17 protein-coding genes are annotated in these 16504 nt (G+C 65.2%); 4 read left to right on the forward strand and 13 right to left on the reverse strand.

Going from position 1 to position 16504, the window contains the following annotated elements:
- Position 1: 1 nt before the first annotated feature.
- The 3 genes from suyB to ACTCB7_RS11765 all read right to left on the reverse strand — a co-directional run bounded on the left by suyB (position 2) and on the right by ACTCB7_RS11765 (position 2576).
- The gene (suyB, locus tag ACTCB7_RS11755) at positions 2–1171 is read right to left on the reverse strand and encodes a (2R)-sulfolactate sulfo-lyase subunit beta (protein ID WP_163650558.1); all 1170 of its coding nucleotides are present in this window, start codon (positions 1169–1171) and stop codon (positions 2–4) included.
- 2 nt (positions 1172–1173) lie between these two features.
- Positions 1174–1458 carry a UxaA family hydrolase gene (locus ACTCB7_RS11760; RefSeq protein WP_163650557.1) on the reverse strand — a complete coding sequence of 95 codons (285 nt, stop codon included), beginning with the start codon at positions 1456–1458 and terminating at the stop codon, positions 1174–1176.
- Positions 1459–1685: 227 nt separating this feature from the next.
- Positions 1686–2576, reverse strand: a complete 891-nt coding sequence (locus ACTCB7_RS11765; RefSeq protein WP_463006811.1) for a LysR family transcriptional regulator — start codon at positions 2574–2576, stop codon at positions 1686–1688.
- Positions 2577–2688: 112 nt separating this feature from the next.
- Between ACTCB7_RS11765 and ACTCB7_RS11770 the strand changes: the two genes are divergently transcribed.
- Positions 2689–3687, forward strand: coding sequence for a YeiH family protein (locus ACTCB7_RS11770; protein WP_463006812.1), 999 nt, complete (start codon positions 2689–2691; stop codon positions 3685–3687).
- Positions 3688–3765: 78 nt separating this feature from the next.
- On the opposite strand, the gene ACTCB7_RS11775 is transcribed toward ACTCB7_RS11770, so the two are convergent.
- From ACTCB7_RS11775 to ACTCB7_RS11810, 8 genes are all read right to left on the reverse strand, one after another.
- Complete coding sequence (locus ACTCB7_RS11775) at positions 3766–5106, reverse strand: UDP-glucose dehydrogenase family protein (protein WP_463006813.1); 1341 nt, start codon at positions 5104–5106, stop codon at positions 3766–3768.
- 22 nt (positions 5107–5128) lie between these two features.
- Positions 5129–6136, reverse strand: a complete 1008-nt coding sequence (locus tag ACTCB7_RS11780) for an NAD-dependent epimerase (protein ID WP_463006814.1) — start codon at positions 6134–6136, stop codon at positions 5129–5131.
- 85 nt (positions 6137–6221) lie between these two features.
- A complete protein-coding gene (locus ACTCB7_RS11785; RefSeq protein ID WP_463006815.1) occupies positions 6222–6731 on the reverse strand; it encodes a hypothetical protein in 510 nt (169 codons plus the stop codon).
- Positions 6732–6834: 103 nt separating this feature from the next.
- Complete coding sequence (locus ACTCB7_RS11790) at positions 6835–7068, reverse strand: hypothetical protein (protein WP_163650551.1); 234 nt, start codon at positions 7066–7068, stop codon at positions 6835–6837.
- Between the two features lie 71 nt (positions 7069–7139).
- Positions 7140–8081 (reverse strand): OmpA family protein, encoded by a 942-nt coding sequence (locus tag ACTCB7_RS11795; RefSeq protein WP_463006816.1) that lies wholly within the window; start codon positions 8079–8081, stop codon positions 7140–7142.
- On the reverse strand, positions 8074–8892 hold the full coding sequence (locus ACTCB7_RS11800; RefSeq protein ID WP_463006817.1) for a motility protein A: 819 nt from the start codon (positions 8890–8892) through the stop codon (positions 8074–8076). Before ACTCB7_RS11800 ends, ACTCB7_RS11795 begins: the two co-directional genes overlap by 8 nt.
- A 163-nt stretch (positions 8893–9055) precedes the next feature.
- The gene (locus ACTCB7_RS11805; RefSeq protein WP_463006818.1) at positions 9056–9301 is read right to left on the reverse strand and encodes a hypothetical protein; all 246 of its coding nucleotides are present in this window, start codon (positions 9299–9301) and stop codon (positions 9056–9058) included.
- Positions 9302–9558: 257 nt separating this feature from the next.
- A complete protein-coding gene (locus ACTCB7_RS11810) occupies positions 9559–9936 on the reverse strand; it encodes a histone-like nucleoid-structuring protein, MvaT/MvaU family (protein WP_463006819.1) in 378 nt (125 codons plus the stop codon).
- A gap of 285 nt (positions 9937–10221) precedes the next feature.
- On the opposite strand from ACTCB7_RS11810, the gene bioA reads away from it, so the two are divergent.
- A complete protein-coding gene (gene bioA, locus ACTCB7_RS11815; protein WP_463006820.1) occupies positions 10222–11526 on the forward strand; it encodes an adenosylmethionine--8-amino-7-oxononanoate transaminase in 1305 nt (434 codons plus the stop codon).
- Between the two features lie 247 nt (positions 11527–11773).
- On the opposite strand, the gene ACTCB7_RS11820 is transcribed toward bioA, so the two are convergent.
- Both ACTCB7_RS11820 and ACTCB7_RS11825 read right to left on the reverse strand, forming a co-directional pair.
- Positions 11774–13063 (reverse strand): D-amino acid dehydrogenase, encoded by a 1290-nt coding sequence (locus ACTCB7_RS11820; protein ID WP_463006821.1) that lies wholly within the window; start codon positions 13061–13063, stop codon positions 11774–11776.
- Between the two features lie 87 nt (positions 13064–13150).
- Complete coding sequence (locus ACTCB7_RS11825) at positions 13151–13324, reverse strand: hypothetical protein (RefSeq protein ID WP_463006822.1); 174 nt, start codon at positions 13322–13324, stop codon at positions 13151–13153.
- 257 nt (positions 13325–13581) lie between these two features.
- Between ACTCB7_RS11825 and ACTCB7_RS11830 the strand changes: the two genes are divergently transcribed.
- Entirely contained in the window at positions 13582–14937 is a 1356-nt protein-coding gene (locus ACTCB7_RS11830) for an 8-oxoguanine deaminase (protein WP_463006823.1), read from the forward strand.
- A 67-nt stretch (positions 14938–15004) separates the two neighbouring features.
- Entirely contained in the window at positions 15005–16354 is a 1350-nt protein-coding gene (locus tag ACTCB7_RS11835; RefSeq protein ID WP_463006824.1) for a uracil-xanthine permease family protein, read from the forward strand.
- Positions 16355–16504: the final 150 nt, after the last annotated feature.

Below are 16504 nucleotides of genomic sequence, written 5' to 3' on the forward strand. Positions count from 1 at the left end.
CTTACGCACTCTCGTACAGACGCGTGAACACGAACTCCCGGTGTCCCAGTGCCTCGGCGCTGGTATTCCGGCCGTTGGCCGTGCGCAGCAGCATTTCCAGCAGCTGATCTCCCGCCTCCGGCATGTTGATTTCGCGGCGCAGCAGACCCGAGACATCGACGTCGATGTGCTCGCCCATGGTGCGCACCGTGCGCGGGTTGGCGCAGATCTTGATCACCGGCAGGATCGGGTTGCCGATCACGTTGCCCTGCCCGGTCGGGAAGAAGTGCGCCACGTAGCCGGAAGCCGCGCACAGCGTCACCATCTCGGCGGCCGCCGACGAGGAATCCATGAACCACAGCCCCGGACCGGTGGGTGTCTCGGCCTTGTCGAGAACGCCGTCGACCCGGCATTCCTTGCCGATCTTCTGAATGTTGCCCAGCGCCTTTTCCTCGATGGTGGTCAGCCCGCCCTCGATGTTGCCCTTGGTGGGCTGCGACTCGGACAGGTCGCTGGTCTTGTGACGGTCGATCATCGCACTGTAGCGGTCGAACATCGCCTGGAACTCCTCGCGCACCTTATCGTTGGCGCAGCGCGCAGCCACCAGATGCTCGCCGCCGGTGAGCTCGGAGGTCTCGCCGAACACCAGGGTGCAGCCCTCGGCGTAGAGCTTGTCGAAGGCATCGCCGACGGTGGGGTTGGCGCCGCACCCGGAGGTGGTGTCGGATTCACCGCACTTGGTGGAGACCCACAGCTCGCCGATGTCGCACGGCTCGCGCTGCAGCTCGGTGGCGTACTGCACGAACTCGCGGGCCTTGCGCGAGGCCGCGGCGATGGTGTTGTGGTCGCCGTTCTGCTCGATCCAGAAGCCTTCCACCGGCTTGCCGGTGGCCCGGATGCCGTCGACCACCTTGCCGGTCCAGCCGGGCTCGATGCCGATCACGATCACCGCGGCGACGTTGGGGTTGGAGCCGGTGCCGATCAGGGTACGGAAGTGCAGGTCCAGGTCGGCGCCGAACTGCAGGCGACCGTAGGGGTGCGGCAGCGCCAGCGTGCCCTTGATGTTGTTGGCCACCGCTTCCGCCGCGGCATTGGAGATGTCGTCCACCGGCAGCACGATCACGTGGTTGCGGATGCCGACCCGGCCGTTGTCCCGACGATAGCCCAGGAAGGTACGTCCCTTGAGTTCCATGCTTACCACCTCTTGGTCTTGACGTTGTGAACGTGAACGTGCTCGCCCTGGCGAATCGGCTTCACGACCCGCCCGATGTCGACGCTGTACTTGATCACCGTCTCGCCCTCGGCGAGATCGCGGATCGCCAGCTTGTGGCCGATCGGGATCGCGTCCTTGACCTCGAACTGCAGGGTCTTGTCCTGATCCATGACCCAGCCGGTCAGCGTCTGACCCGCCTGGACCCCTTCCACCACCACCACGCCGACCGCGTCGTCGGCATCGTGGACCACGAAATCGATGCTCATGCTCCTCTCCTTGTTGTTGCCCGAGCGACGCCTTGGTGTCGCCTCAACTCATGTATATGACATAGTATATAGGACAGTCAAGCAATCTCGACAAGATTGTCAATGCGGCCGACGGACGGATGCACTCCTGCCACGGCCCTGACGGGCACCGCAGTGCGGAACACGAAACAACGGGAAGGAATGAATCGAGAGTGCCCGAGCGCCGGAACGGACGCCGGCGCCGGGGATCAGCGGGATTCGAGCAGGAAGACCTTGAAGGCCTGCCAGAGGGGGCTGCGATAGCGTTCGGGGTGCCAGACCAGCGAGAAGGCCCGGGTCAGCTGCAGGGGCGACGGCAGGGCCACCAGTTCGCCGCGCTCGAGCTCGCCGGCCACGCTCAGCCGGGACAGGCAACCCAGGCCGAAGCCGGCACGCACGGCCTGCTTGATCGCCTCGTGCTGATCGAGCTCCATGCGCACGCGGATGCGCTCGACATGGGAATGAATTGCCGCCTCGAAGATCGAACGCGTCCCCGAGCCTGGCTCGCGCAGGATCCACTGCGCCGACTGCAGTGCCTCGGCATCCAGCGCCTCGCGTTGCGCGAATGGGTGCTGCGGGCCGGCGACCACCACCATCTCGTCCTGGCGCCATACCTCGCTGATCAGCCGTGACTCGGTGCACTGCCCCTCGATCAGCCCCAGATCCGCGTCGAAACGCAGAATGTCGCGCATCACGTCTTCGGTGTTGCGCAGGCGCAGCTGCAGATCCACCCCGGGATGCTGCTCGATGAAGCGCCCGGCCAGGGTCGGCAACAGGTAGGTGCCGATCGTCGCGCTGGCGGCCACATGCAGCGTTCCCCGCAGCTCCCCTTCCGGCTCGCGCGCGGCGACGACCAGGTCATCGACCCCGTTGAGCACCTTCTCGGCGTGAGGAAGCAGGCGAAGCGCCGCGTCGTTGAGCTCGAGCCGTCGTCCCAGCCGCTCGAAGAGCACCACGCCGAGCTGGCGCTCCAGATCCGCCAACGCCTGACTGGTGGCCGATGGCGACAGGCTGAGATGGCGTGCCGCGGCACTGACGGTACCGAAGCGCACCACGGCGACGAAGACCTGCAATTGACGAAAGGTGATGGGGGGCAGCATACGGTTCTACTTAACAGTCATTTCGTTATTATCCAATAACACATATCGCTATTCCCGTTTAGCCTATCGAGCAATATAACGACGACATCGTCAGATACGGGAGAGCGCAATCATGTGGCAAGGACTGATACTCTGCGCCGGCCTGACCCTCGGCGGGTTCCTGCTGGCCCATGCACCCGGCATCGCCGACAGCGGGATCAGCCCGCTGGTCTTCTCGCTGCTGCTCGGCCTGGTGATCGGCAACCTGCCCTTCATCGGCCGCCTGCCTCAGGCACGGCCGGGACTGCAGTTCGCCACCCGCTGGCTGCTGCGCAGCGGCATCGTGCTGTTCGGCCTGTCACTGACCCTCCAGCAGGTGCTGGGCCTCGGTCCCAAGGTGATCCTGCTCGACACCCTGGTCATCACCACCGTGCTGGTGGTCGGCTACTGGGCGGGCACGCGCCTGCTGGGACTCGATCGCGAGACGGCGCTGCTGACCAGTGCCGGCAGCGCGATCTGCGGCGCCGCCGCCGTACTGGCAACCGAAACCACGATCCGCTCGAAGCCGGCGGCCACCTCGATGGCGGTGGCCACCGTGGTGCTGTTCGGCTCGCTGGCGATGCTGGTCTATCCGCTGCTCTATCCGCTCACCGGCATGGATGAAGGACTGTTCGGCATCTACATCGGCGCCACCGTGCATGAAGTGGCCCAGGTGGTCGCCGCCGGTGATGCGGTCGGCCCGCAGGCACTGGCCAATGCGGTGATCGTCAAGCTGGTCCGGGTCATGCTGCTGGTGCCCTTCCTGCTGGTGGTCGGCCAATGGTGGATCCGCAGCCGGGCAGCCGATGACACGACGGAGGTGGCCCGCGGCGGGCTGGTGATCCCGTGGTTCGCCTTCGGCTTCCTGGCGGTGGTGATCTTCAACAGCTTCATCGTCCTGCCCGCGCCGCTTCACGAAGGTCTGGTGGTGATCGGCCAGATCGCCCTGGCCATGGCGATGGCGGCCCTGGGCTTCGAGACACGCCTGGAAAAGCTCAAGGCGCTGGGCATCAAGCCGTTCCTGCTGGCGCTGGGACTGTTTGCCATGCTGATCGGCGGCGGCATGCTGGTCACCCCGCTGCTGATGAGCTGATCCCGCGCTCTCAGCCGATACCAGGCGCCCCCGGCTCAATGAGTCGGGGGCGCTTTTTCGTGAGGATGATGGCGTGAATCAGTCGCCGGCCAGCGAGGCGCCGCGCCCCACGGCATAGTAAAGCAGCCCGGCCTGGCGAGCTGCCTGCGGATCGTAGAGATTGCGCCCATCGATCACCACGGGCGTCGTCAGGGTCCGACGCAGCCAGACGAAATCGACACTGCGGAAGGCCTTCCACTCGGTGCAGATCACCAGGGCATCGGCGCCGGCCACGGCAGCCTCGCGACCCTCGACCAACACCAGGTCGTCGCGCTCGCCGTACAGCCGACGGCACTCGTCCATCGCCTCGGGATCGTAGGCCTGAACCCGGGCGCCGGCGGCCCAGAGCGCCTCCATCAGCACCCGGCTCGGTGCCTCACGCATGTCGTCGGTGTTGGGCTTGAAGGCCAGCCCCCACAGCGCCACCGTCTTGCCGCTCAGGTCGCCGTCGAAGGCCTGGGCCAGCTTGGCGAACAGCGTCGCCTTCTGGCGGTGATTGACCGCCTCCACCGCCTCGAGCAGTTCGGCCCGGTACGCCACCTCGCCCGCCGTGCGCGCCAGCGCCTGAACGTCCTTGGGGAAGCAGGAACCGCCGTAGCCGCACCCCGGGTAGATGAAGTGATAACCGATGCGCGGATCCGAGCCGATGCCCCGACGCACCTCCTCCACGTCCGCCCCCAGCCGCTCGGCGAGGTTGGCGATCTCGTTCATGAAGCTGATCTTGGTGGCGAGCATGGCGTTGGCCGCATACTTGGTCAGCTCGGCGCTCCTCACGTCCATGAACATCAGCTTTTCATGGTGGCGATTGTAGGGGGCATAGCACTCGCGCATCAGCGCCTCGACGCGCGGCGAGTCGGTACCCACGATGATCCGCGCCCCGTGGGTGAAGTCCTCGATCGCCGCGCCTTCCTTGAGGAATTCGGGATTGGAACAGACGTCGAACTCGAGCTCGCTGCCGCGTGCCGCCAGCGCCCCGCTCACCGCCTCGCGCACCCGATCGGCGGTGCCCACCGGCACGGTGGACTTGTCGACGATGACCCGATAGCCGTCCATGTGCTCGCCGATGGTGCGCGCCACCGCCAGCACATACTGCAGGTCGGCACTGCCGTCCTCGTCGGGCGGCGTACCCACGGCGATGAACTGCAGGGTGCCGAAGGCCACGGCGGCCGCCGGATCAGTCGTGAATCGCAGGCGCCCCTCGGCGACATTATGGCTGACCAGGGCCTCGAGCCCCGGTTCGTAGATGGGGATCTCGCCGGCCTCGAGGCGGGCAATCTTGGCCGCATCGACGTCCATGCACAGGACCTCGTGGCCGACGTCCGACAGACAGGCACCGGTAACCAGGCCCACGTAGCCCGTGCCGAAGATGGTGATCTGCATGAGGCGTTCCTTGAGTCGACAATCAACACTGATAAAAGTCGCGATACCAGTCGACGAAGCGGGACACCCCCTCGTCGACACTGACCTGCGGCCGGTAGCCGGTCACCTCGAAAAGCGCCTCGGTATCGGCCCAGGTCTGCACCACGTCGCCGGCCTGCATGGGCTGGAAGTCGCACAGCGCGGTCTTGCCGGTGGCACGCTCGATGGCACGAATGAAGTCCATCAACGCCACCGGGCTGCCGTGGCCGATGTTGTAGAGCGTGAACGGCGCCTTGGCGGTATCCGGCGTGGTGGCTTCCTGCGGCCATTCGGCATGCCCGCCGGGCACCACATCGAGGATGCGCACCACCCCCTCGACGATATCGTCGATGTAGGTGAAATCCCGTGACAGTTCGCCATGGTTGTAGACCGGCAACGGCCGCCCTTCGAGTATCGCCCGGGTGAACTTGAACAGCGCCATGTCGGGGCGCCCCCAGGGGCCGTAGACGGTGAAGAAGCGCAGCCCGGTCATGGGGATGCCGTACAGATGGGCATAGGTATGCCCCATCAGCTCGTTCGACTTCTTGGTCGCGGCATACAGGCTGATGGGATGATCGACCGGGTCCCGGGTGTCGAACGGCACCTTGGGATTCATGCCGTAGACCGAGCTCGACGAGGCATAGACCAGGTGGCCGACCTGCTGATGGCGGCACCCCTCGAGCACGTTGAGGTGCCCCACCAGGTTGGACTGGACGTAGGCGTGCGGATTGTCGAGGGAGTAGCGCACCCCGGCCTGGGCGGCCAGGTGCACGACGCGATCGAAGCGCTCGCCGGCGAACAGCCGCTGCATGGCCTCGCCGTCGGCCAGGTCGATGCACTCGAAACGCACGTTGTCGAAGGCCTTCAGATCCGCGAGACGCGCCTGCTTGAGCGCGACGTCGTAATAGTCGTTGAGGTTGTCGATGCCGACGATGGCGTGTCCTTCACGAGCCAGCCGTCTGGCAACCGCATGACCGATGAAGCCGGCCATGCCGGTGATCAGAATGTTCATGAGCGCAATGCACCAGGCAACGCGGGACACACGACATCGCGTGCCCCGCAGGGCGGAAACGGGTGAATGAGGGCCATGCCGGGCATCAGGTCGCCCGCCGTGCCGAGAACCGCCCCAGCAATCCCAGCACGATCAGCAGCAGCGCACCCAGCGAGATCGCCGCGAGCGCATTGTCCAGCGAGACCAGCCGCGGGTCGTTCAGCGCGCCCTGCGCCTGACGCAGGCCATAGAGAGACAGCTGACCGGCCCCGGCGATCAGTCCCAGCAGCAGCCCCAGCGGCAGGCAGGCCGCCATACCACGCGGAAAGGGAACACGCAGGCTCGGCATGGCGGGAAGCCGCCAGCCACGCCGGGAGCGGGAAGCGGAAGCGGCCTTGCCGGCGGAACGACCGGCGGAGCGCTTGCCACTGTCGGTGGAGGATCGCCGGCGGCGGGCACCGGAGGCCTTGGACGACGTGCCGGACCGGCGCCGCTTGCGGGATCCGGTGGCGGGGGCACTGCGCGCCGCGATACGGCGTCTCGTGAAGCGCACCAGGGAAACGGCCAGGATACCGCTCAGTGCCAGCAACGAAATGAAGAAGATCAACGCGGGCATGCTCGGCTCTCGTCCACGGCAAAGCCATACAGGGTAGCGCGATCCCTTGCTGACGTCAGGCGGGTCCGTCCGCTGGCCCGCCGCTTTCTCGGACGTACCTCGATTAATACAGGCCGGCGTTCTTCAGTTCGGAAGCGAACTGATGGGCGACCCGGTTCATCTGCGTGGGGTCGACGCCCGGCAGCATCTTTCGGAGTTCGGCAAACAGGCTTTCCGCATCGCTGTGACGCCCCGAATAGATCAGCAGGAACAGGTACTGTTCGATCTGCTTGTCCGTATAGATGCTGCCGGACTGATGCTGACGTGCCTTCCAGGTATTAACGCGCTTGTTCGACATGACCTGCCACAATCTCGTGGATTGCCCGATAACGGGACGATGATTCACTGGTTTTATTCATGATACCGCATTCAATGCGCTTCCGGGGCATGAATGATGACCTCGACCCGGCGATTGGCCGCTCGTCCTGCGGCGCTGCGGTTGCTCTGCAGCGGCCGGGTGTCCGCATAGCCGACGGCACGCAGGCGCTCGGGGTCGATACCGGCCTGAACCAGATAGCGCAGAATGGCAGTGGCCCGCGCGCTCGACAGCTCCCAGTTCGAGGGGAACCGCGGCGTGTCGATGGGCACGCTGTCGGTATGGCCCTCGACCGAAATCTCGCCGTCGTAGCGCTGGAGAATCGCCACCAGCTGATTGATCATCTCGCGCCCGCCCCCGGTGAGCGCGGCATCGCCGGAACCGAACAGCAGGTGATCCTGGATGCGCAGGTTGATGCCGCCCTTGACCCGCGACACCTCGACACCATTGATGACGGGCAGCGGGCGCGATGCCGCCTCGGCGACACGCAGCGCGGCGTCTCTGGCCGCCGGATCGAGCCGGACAGGCGATGCAGCCGACAGCCGTTCGGCGGCGGTGATGGCGGCATGTGACAGCCTGGGAGGTGGCGTGCCGACCGGCGACAGCATGGGGCCGGCAACCAGCCGGGCGCTGGCCAGTGCCGTCGGCGTCAAGCGTGGCGGCGCCAGCAGCGCCGATACGCGGATCCCGGTCACCCGGTTCGTCTCGAGCGGAAAGCGTGGCGAGGCAGCCGCCGGCGCAGCCTGAACGGCAACAGCCACCCGGGCCGCCGTTTCGCTCACCGGCACAGCCGGCGCTCCATCGGCCACCCCACCGCCGGCCACCGCGGCCAGTACACCGAACTTGCCACTGAGCGTCAGCAGCAGCACGAACAGCGTGACCAGCAGGGTCATGATGTCGATGTAGCTGATCATCCACCCCTCGCCGTCGCGCCCCTCGTGACGCACCGACAGCAGGCGCTCCCGGCGACTGCGGTGCCTCGGCACGTCAAGCATTGACGGCAGCGCCCCGTTTCTCGCGAGCGGACCTCGGCAGGGTCTCGCGAATCTCGTCCGGCGGAGTGGCCACGAACGACTTGAGGGTTTCCTCGATGAAGGACGGTACACGCCGCCGGGCGATCAGCGACACGCCTTCCATGACCATGTTCATGGCGATCAGCCGCTGCTCGGTACGACGCTCCAGCTTGACCGCGATCGGCTTGCACACCAGGTTGGCCAGCAGAATGCCGTAGAGGGTGGAGAGCAGCGCCACGGCCATGCGCGAACCGATCGTGGCAATATCGCCGACCTGCATTACATCAAGCATGTCGACCAGCCCCACCAGTGTGCCGATCATGCCGAAGGCCGGCGCATAGGCCGCCATGGTGCGGAATATCTGGGCCTCGGCCAGTTCTCGCGCCTTGAGACGCGCGATCCGCCAGTGCAGCAGGTCGATGATTTCCTCCTCGCGGGTATTGTCGATGACCAGCTGCACGCCGGTACGCAGAAACGGGTTACGGGTTTCCTCCAGCGCACGCTCAACGGCGCGGATATCGCCCTTGAACCACAAGCGCGCCATGGCAACCAGTTCCTGAATGTCCTGCTCGGCGTAATCGTCCTCGCGCCGAAAGACCACCAGCACCAGCCGCACGACACGCACGACCTCTCGCAGGGGGTAACTGATGAAGGTTGCCGCCAGGGTGCCGGCCAGCACGATGATCAGGCCCGGCAGATTGACAAAGCTCATGGCCGAATCAGCACTCAGCAGAACCACGCAGGCCAGAAGCAGCAAACTGGCGATGATGCCGATGAAGGTGGAGGCGTTCATGAAGGGTCGACTGTCGATGGATTCGGTGAAGGTGCCATCCTAACGCCGCCGTCGAACGACAAAGCCATGAAAAGCGTCACACGGGCACCACTCTTCAAGGCTTGCAGCGCATGCTCCGGGGCAGGAAGCAGGAACAGTGCACGCTTTTCCGAAGCGCCGGGAATCAGCCGGCATCGCTCTCCAGCATGAGCGACAGCAGGTTTCGCACACTTTCCTCGGACTGATGAAAGTCGGCCATCAGGGTACGCAGACGCTGCTCGAAATCCTGCGGCACATATTCTTCCTGCCGAGACTCGGGCGTTTCCAGGTCACGCAATGCCCTGGCAAAGGCGTCATCGAGCTCACTGAACTTGCGCAACTTCTCGCGTTCGCTGAGTTGCGCGGGTTTTCTCGAACCGTAGTTTTTCATAGATTGACTGCAGCAAGGCCATCAGGACAGGCCGGTCTTCGAAACTCCTTGCGCAACAGGCCGTCAGGGAAAATAGACATACTGAACACTGTGGCATGGTGCATGGCATTCATGCCTTGCAAAGAGAGAAAAGCATGGTAGCCGAAGCCAGGCAAAATGAAAACACGGCATTGCCGTGCCGTTAGGGGGCATCCTCGGGCCACTGTCGCTTCGTCTCTCGCCGGAAGCGGAGGACCAGCGACCCGAGGTCGGCAGAATCAGTCTTCGGTACGCACCAGCCAGGATTCCACGGTCTTGGTGCCATGCTCATCCTTCCACGCTTTCAGCGTCTTCTGATTGCCGCCACGCGTCTCGACGACTTCCCCGGTATGCGGGTTCTTGTAGATCTTCAACTTGCGCTTGCGGCGACCACCGGTGCTCTTGGGCTGAGCCACCGAGGTATTCGCCTGCGGCTTGGGATCAAGCATGTCGATCACGTCACGGGGTGACTTGTCGAACTCCGTCATCAGGGCTTCGAGGCGCTCCTTGAACTGCAGTTCGCTCTTGAGGCGATCATCGCCCTCCAGCTGCTTCAACTCCTCGGAGATCTGCTTGAGCAGCTGTTCCTTTTTCATGTATTCGCTTAACAGGGACATTATCTTGCACCTCGGGATTTCGGGATAGGAAATGCGCACGCATTATCCGTGTTTTTATTCATGATGCCAAGTCCATATCGGTACTGGTCCGACAACCAACAACGAGAGCTAATAAAAATTAAGAAACACTTAACCCATTAAGCGCCAAAATCGCTCCTGGGAATTGGAGGAAGACAATCGCCACACATTTCAATTCGCCACTTGAACTGGCTTTCACCGACTTGGACAAACCGCTCCCTCCCACCTTACCATTGTCAACATAAACTCAATGAACAGGTTGACAGCATGCATTCCCCTACGCCTTCCTACACGCTCTGGCACCCGTACGCCCAGATGAAGACCCAATCCCCGGCTCCACAGGTGGTCGGCGGCGACGGGGCACGCTTCCACCTGGCCGGCGGCGAGTCGCTCATCGACGCCACCTGTTCCTGGTGGTGCATGATTCATGGCTACGGCCACCCGCGCCTGACCCGCGCGCTCAAGGAACAAGCCGACCAACTCTGCCATGTGATGCTCGGCGGCCTGACTCACGAGCCGGCACAGGCGCTGGCGGACGCCCTGGTGCGCGTCACGCCGCCCGGGCTCGACCACGTCTTCTTTTCCGATAGCGGTTCGGTGGGCATGGAAGTCGCCATGAAGATGGCCGTGCAATATCAGGTTCAGCGCGGCCGCCCCGGCAAGCACCGCATGCTGTCGCTGATGCGCGCCTATCACGGCGACACCAGCGGCTGCATGGCCGTCTGCGATCCCGAGGAAGGCATGCACTCACTGTTTGCCGGCTTTCTGCCCACCCACCACTTCGCGCCAGCCCCGACCGCTCCGTTCGACGCCCCCCCCGAGGCCGTCGCCGGGGATGTCGCGGCACTGCGTGACGTGCTCGAGCAACACCATGAGGAGATTGCCGCCCTGCTGATGGAGCCGCTGCTGCAGGCGGCGGGCGGCTTGAACATGACCTCCCCCGAATACGTCAGGGCGGCACGCGCGCTGTGTGATGAATTCGGCGTGCTGCTGATCTTCGACGAAGTCGCCACCGGCTTCGGGCGCACCGGCAAGCTGTTCGCCGCCGAGCACGCTGGCGTGACACCCGACATCATGGTGCTCTCCAAGGGGCTGACCGGCGGCTATCTGGGCCACGCCGCCACCCTGGCCACCGGAGATGTCTTCAACGCCTTCCTTGACGACGCCCCCAACCACGCCTTCATGCACGGACCGACCTTCATGGGCAATCCGCTGGCCTGTCGTGTCGCGCTGGAGAGTCTCGCCGTATTCGAGGAAGAGGACTACCTGGGCAAGATTGCCGCGCTCAACATCTTGTTGCGCGACGAGCTGCTTGCCGACGACGCCCTGCGCCATGACCCTCGCGTGGCCGATGTGCGTGTACTCGGCGCCACGGCCGTCATCGAGGTCAGCGACCCCGCCGATCTCGACGGCGTTCAGGCCTTCGCCCGGGAGCGCGGCATCTGGCTGCGCCCCTTCGGTCGCTGGCTCTACACCATGCCCGCCTACATCACCCGTGCGGACGAGATGCGCGCCATCACGGCAACGATGAAAGCCTGGTTTCTGGAGAGGCGAGACAGCGGTACGCCATGACGCTCGGCGGCTGTCATCGTTTTGCCCGAGCGTCGTCACGTGACTGACATTGCCGCTTGCAACAATCGAAGGCGAGGTGGCCAGGGCCATCTCGCGACGGCAAGGGACACTGCCCGACGCCAACCAGGGACGCCGAGGCGCAGGACGCGCCTGAAGGAGCGGCCAGAAGGGCCGTGCGGCAGGGAAAGGCCGCGCAGGGAGGCTTGTTTTCGCGCCACGGTGACTACCGTGGCCTTTTTCTGTCGCGTCAGCGCGCGAAACGCCCCGGCGCGAAAGCATCGAGCGCGATAGCAGGGCTGTCGCCATCGATCAACTGCGCGATCAGCGCGGCACTCCCCGCCGACAGGGTCCAGCCGAAGGTGCCGTGGCCGGTGTTGAAATAGAGGTTGTCACGCCGAAGCTGGCCAATGATGGGTGGCCCGTCCGGGGTCATGGGCCGAAACCCGGTCCAGGATTCGGCCTGCATCAGGTCCGCAGCGCCGGGAAAGCGCGACTCGACGGCTCGCCGCAGCGTGGCCAGACGCGCCGCGGGAATGCGCCGATCGAACTCGGCCAGCTCGACAAAGCCGGTGACGCGCAGCCGCTCGCCGAGTCGCGTGGCCACGACCTTGTAACAATCATCGATGACGGTGGAACGCGGAGCACGCTGGGGGTCGGCCACGTCGGCGGTCAGGGAGTAACCCTTGACCGGATAGATCGGCATCTCGATACCCAGCGTCGCGGCCAGCGGGCGGGACAGACAGCCGGCACACAGCACCACCGCATCGGCCGCGAGGTTTTCCGTCGTCCCGTCCGAGCCCGCACTCTCGCCGGCCGGCGCCAGCACCAGTGAACGAATCACGCCCTCGCGGCGCACCATATCCGTCACTTCGCTGCCGAAACGGAAGGTCACGCCCGCGTCGCGACAGCGCACGGCCAGTGCCCGCGTGAAACGATGGCAATCGCCGGTGCCATCATCGGGCAGCCGCAACGCCCCGACCAGAGGCGCCTCGCCGCACAGCCCCGGCTCGTACTCGCGCAGCTGCGACGGCGTCAGCCACTGGTGGTCAATATCCAGCTCGCTGAGCAGACCGGCCGTGCCCTTGAGGCTGGCAGCCGCCGTCGTGTCGCTGGCCAGATCAATCAGGCCGCCATGACCACCGTCGAAGGCCAGATCGTGGCGCGCCTCGAGCGCCTGAAAGCATTGTCGGCTGTAGGCACCGAGGCGCAACATGGCTCGCTTGTTGCGCTCGTACAGGTCGGCCGCGTTGGCGAAGCGCCAGGTCGCATACAGGAAATGCAGGGTACGCAGTGACGGCGGCAGATGCAGCTTGAACGGCCCGTCGGCCTGGAGCAGCCAGGGCAGCGCCTTGCGAATCATCGTCGGCGAAGCCCAGGGCGAGACATAGCCGTAGGAGCGCTGCCCGGCGTTGGCGCGGCTGGTCTCCAGCCCCACATCAGCGCCACGTTCGACGACGGTGACGCGATACCCGCGCTCGACGAGGGCATGAGCGGTGGTCACGCCGACAACGCCCCCGCCAATCACCGCCACATGCATGACGCCTCCCGTCTATCGCCACGTATTGCTTGAAGCCTCGGCGCTCGCGGGTCGAGAACGGCCGCCTTCACCCGGCGCGAAATCGTCTCAGCAGTTGCCCTTCTTGGCCTGACCGGGCGGGCAGAAATCGCCGCCGCGATCATGGCCATGATGCCCGTCGCCAATCTCGACCACCGGCTCCGGGTTGATACGAGCCGGTGTGTAGCTGCATCCCGCCAGTACAAGCCCCACCAGCAAGAGTGCCAAGGAACGAATCATCATGGGTGTCTCCTTCCTTTTTCGGGTTCGTTTCATGCCTGAAGCTTAGCGAAAATCGTTCCTCACCATAAGTCGCGTGATAGCGACAGCGCAAAGGACACAGGAAGGGGTTGACAAGGACACCCCTTGTGGACAATTTTGGTATACAACAATAGTACACAAAACATCTCCAGCATCGGACAGGCACCTGAACCACCCTCGCGTGGGTAACCCTTGATCGCGAACAAGGGGGTGTTGCATCCATCGCGGAGGAGACCGACATGACCGAGACACAGCGCACTCTCTGGATTCGCCATCCACTGGCCTGCAGCGACGCCGCCGCGGCCGGTGGCGTGGTCGTCCAAGGCCGGCGAATCATCGAAGCCGTGCCTGCCGGGGGGCGGCCCGCCGGCCACGTCGACGAGGTTTTCGACGCCTCGGCCCATGTGCTGCTACCCGGACTGGTCAATACCCATCATCACTTCTACCAGACCCTGACCCGCGCCTATTCGCCGGCGCTCAACAAGCCGCTCTTTCCCTGGCTGACCACCCTGTACGACGTCTGGGCGAATCTCGGCGAGACGCAACTGGCACTAGCCAGCGAGCTGGCGATGGTCGAGCTGCTGATGTCCGGCTGCACCACGGTGGCCGACCATCACTATGTGTTTTCGGGTGCGCTGACCCACGCCATCGACATCCAGGTCGAGACCGCCCGCCGGCTCGGGGTGCGCGCCACGCTCACCCGGGGCTCCATGAGCCTCGGCCGGGATGATGGCGGCCTGCCGCCGCAATCGGTGGTCCAGAACGAACGCACCATCCTCGACGACAGCCAGCGCCTCATCGACTGCTACCACGAGCCCGGAGAAGGCGCGATGATCCGCCTCGCCCTGGCGCCCTGCTCGCCCTTTTCGGTGAGCCGTGAGCTGATGGAAGCCACTGCCCGTCTGGCCGAGACCAACGACGTGCGACTGCACACCCATCTTGCCGAGACCCAGGACGAAACCGACTTCTGCCAGCGCCAGTTAGGCATGCGCCCGCTCGACTATCTGGAGGCCTGCGGCTGGCTGAGCGAGCGCACCTGGCTCGCCCACGGTATCCACTTCGATGACGACGAGATCGCACGACTGGGCCGCGCCGGCACCGGCATCGCCCACTGCCCCTCCTCGAACATGGTGCTTGGCTCCGGGCTGTGCCGCACGCTGGAGCTGGAGGCAGCCGGCGCCCCGGTGGGCCTGGCCGTGGACGGCTCCGCCTCCAACGATCACTCCAATCTTGCCGAGGAGATGCGCCAGGCCCTGCTGCTGGGCCGCCTGCGCTATTCCCCCGAAGCCCTATCGCACCAAACCGTGATCGACTGGGCCACTCGCGGCTCGGCCCGCTGCCTGGGACGCGATGACATCGGCAGGCTGGCTACGGGTCAGCAGGCCGACCTGGCCCTGTTCCGGCTCGACGAAGCACGCTTCTCGGGCGCCGAGAACCCGTTGGCAGCACTGCTGCTGTGCGGCGCGCACCGGGCCGATCGCGTGATGGTTGCCGGCCACTGGCGAGTCACCGACGGCATGCCCCGCGACGTCGATCTGGAGGCGCTCATGGCCCGGCACGACGCTGCCGCCCGGCGCCTGCGACACGCCCTGTAACCTCGATGCCGCGGTGTGGCATCGCTCATCCCCCTCAACAACAACAAGCAAGGCAAGGAGAGACACAATGACCACCGCTTCCGAGCAGCCCATGCAGGAGGCTCCGCCGACAGTGCGCAGCACCCATGACGTCAATGCCATGCCGCCGCTGGGGCGCGCCATACCGCTGGGTATTCAGCACGTGCTGGCGATGTTCGTCAGCAACGTCACCGTGCCGATCATCATTGCCGGTGCCGCCGACCTGTCCGAGGCCCAGACCACGCTGATGATCCAGGCGGCAATGTTCGTCGCCGGGGTCGCCACCCTCGTCCAGTCACTGGGGCTCGGCCCCATCGGGGCCCGGCTGCCGATCGTCATGGGCACCAGCTTCGGCTTCGTGCCGGTGCTCATCCCCATCGCCGTGGGCATGGGCGTACCCACGGCGCTTGGCGCCGCGCTCTGCGGCGGGGTCGCCATGGCGCTGGTAGGGCTGTTCCTGCCCTACGTACGCTTTCTGTTCCCGCCGGTCGTTACCGGGACCTTCGTGATCATGATCGGCACGCTGCTGATGCCGGTGGGTTTCGCCTACATCGGCGGCGGCTTCGGTGCCGAGGATTTCGGTGCACTGCATCACTGGCTGCTCGCCGCCCTGGTGCTGATCGTGACCATCGGCTTTCACCAGTTCGGTCGCGGCATCTGGTCGGAAATGTCGCCACTGCTCGGGCTGGTCACCGGTTTCGTGGCAGCGCTGGCATTCGGCTACGTGGACTTCTCCGGCCTGCAGTCCGCCGCCTGGTTCTCGCTGCCGGTGCCCTTCGCCATCGGCGTGGAGTTCCACCTGTCCGCCATCCTGCCGGTAGTACTGCTGGCAGTGGTCACCTGCGCCGAATCGATCGGTGACATCGTCGGCACCACGGTGGGTGGCGCCAACCGCGAGCCCACCCATAAGGAACTCTCCGGCGGCGTGATGGCCGACGGCCTGTCGAGCGTCTTCGCGGCGATCTTCAACGCCTACCCGCAGATCAGCTTCAGCCAGAACGTGGGCATCGTCGCCCTGACCGGTGTGATCAGCCGCTTCGTGGTGGCCATCGGCGGCGCCTTCCTGGTCATCGCCGGGCTGCTGCCCAAGCTGGGCGCGATCATCTCGGGCATCCCCAACTCGGTGCTCGGCGGCGCCGTGGTGATCATGTTCGGCATGATCGCCAGTGCCGGCATCAAGATGCTCAGCGGCATCGAGTTCAACAGGCGCAACATGCTGATCATGGCCATGGCGCTGGCTACCGCGCTGGGCCTGCCCGCCCAGGAAGGCCTGTATTCGGGTCTGTCGGACAACCTGGCGGCGATCATCGACTCCGGGCTGATCCCCGGCGCCCTGGTCGCCATCGTGCTCAACCTGATCCTGCCTCACGGCGAGCGGCCGATGCGCCAGAACGTCTGACGCCCCCTCCCCTCTACCTCCCCCTGCACCCCGGCACCCCGGCACGCGCGTGCCGGGGTTTCTGTGTGTAACGACCGTCTGCGACCAAAGCTCTACTTTACGTTAACGTAAACCCTTTCTATGCTGCCTTGCATGACGGACAGCCCGTGG

Source organism: Modicisalibacter sp., assembly GCF_055145905.1.

Excerpts from the sequence above, each read along its gene's own strand:
- ACTCB7_RS11825 (WP_463006822.1), bottom strand. The coding sequence starts at position 13,324 with ATGATGATTCGTTCCTTGGCACTCTTGCTGGTGGGGCTTGTACTGGCG.
- suyB (WP_163650558.1), bottom strand. The coding sequence starts at position 1,171 with ATGGAACTCAAGGGACGTACCTTCCTGGGCTATCGTCGGGACAACGGC.
- ACTCB7_RS11760 (WP_163650557.1), bottom strand. The coding sequence starts at position 1,458 with ATGAGCATCGATTTCGTGGTCCACGATGCCGACGACGCGGTCGGCGTG.
- ACTCB7_RS11790 (WP_163650551.1), bottom strand. The coding sequence starts at position 7,068 with ATGTCGAACAAGCGCGTTAATACCTGGAAGGCACGTCAGCATCAGTCC.
- ACTCB7_RS11775 (WP_463006813.1), bottom strand. The coding sequence starts at position 5,106 with ATGCAGATCACCATCTTCGGCACGGGCTACGTGGGCCTGGTTACCGGT.
- ACTCB7_RS11835 (WP_463006824.1), top strand. The coding sequence starts at position 15,005 with ATGACCACCGCTTCCGAGCAGCCCATGCAGGAGGCTCCGCCGACAGTG.
- ACTCB7_RS11785 (WP_463006815.1), bottom strand. The coding sequence starts at position 6,731 with ATGCCCGCGTTGATCTTCTTCATTTCGTTGCTGGCACTGAGCGGTATC.
- ACTCB7_RS11810 (WP_463006819.1), bottom strand. The coding sequence starts at position 9,936 with ATGTCCCTGTTAAGCGAATACATGAAAAAGGAACAGCTGCTCAAGCAG.
- ACTCB7_RS11780 (WP_463006814.1), bottom strand. The coding sequence starts at position 6,136 with ATGAACATTCTGATCACCGGCATGGCCGGCTTCATCGGTCATGCGGTT.
- ACTCB7_RS11765 (WP_463006811.1), bottom strand. The coding sequence starts at position 2,576 with ATGCTGCCCCCCATCACCTTTCGTCAATTGCAGGTCTTCGTCGCCGTG.
- ACTCB7_RS11830 (WP_463006823.1), top strand. The coding sequence starts at position 13,582 with ATGACCGAGACACAGCGCACTCTCTGGATTCGCCATCCACTGGCCTGC.
- ACTCB7_RS11820 (WP_463006821.1), bottom strand. The coding sequence starts at position 13,063 with ATGCATGTGGCGGTGATTGGCGGGGGCGTTGTCGGCGTGACCACCGCT.
- bioA (WP_463006820.1), top strand. The coding sequence starts at position 10,222 with ATGCATTCCCCTACGCCTTCCTACACGCTCTGGCACCCGTACGCCCAG.
- ACTCB7_RS11800 (WP_463006817.1), bottom strand. The coding sequence starts at position 8,892 with ATGAACGCCTCCACCTTCATCGGCATCATCGCCAGTTTGCTGCTTCTG.
- ACTCB7_RS11770 (WP_463006812.1), top strand. The coding sequence starts at position 2,689 with ATGTGGCAAGGACTGATACTCTGCGCCGGCCTGACCCTCGGCGGGTTC.
- ACTCB7_RS11805 (WP_463006818.1), bottom strand. The coding sequence starts at position 9,301 with ATGAAAAACTACGGTTCGAGAAAACCCGCGCAACTCAGCGAACGCGAG.
- ACTCB7_RS11795 (WP_463006816.1), bottom strand. The coding sequence starts at position 8,081 with ATGCTTGACGTGCCGAGGCACCGCAGTCGCCGGGAGCGCCTGCTGTCG.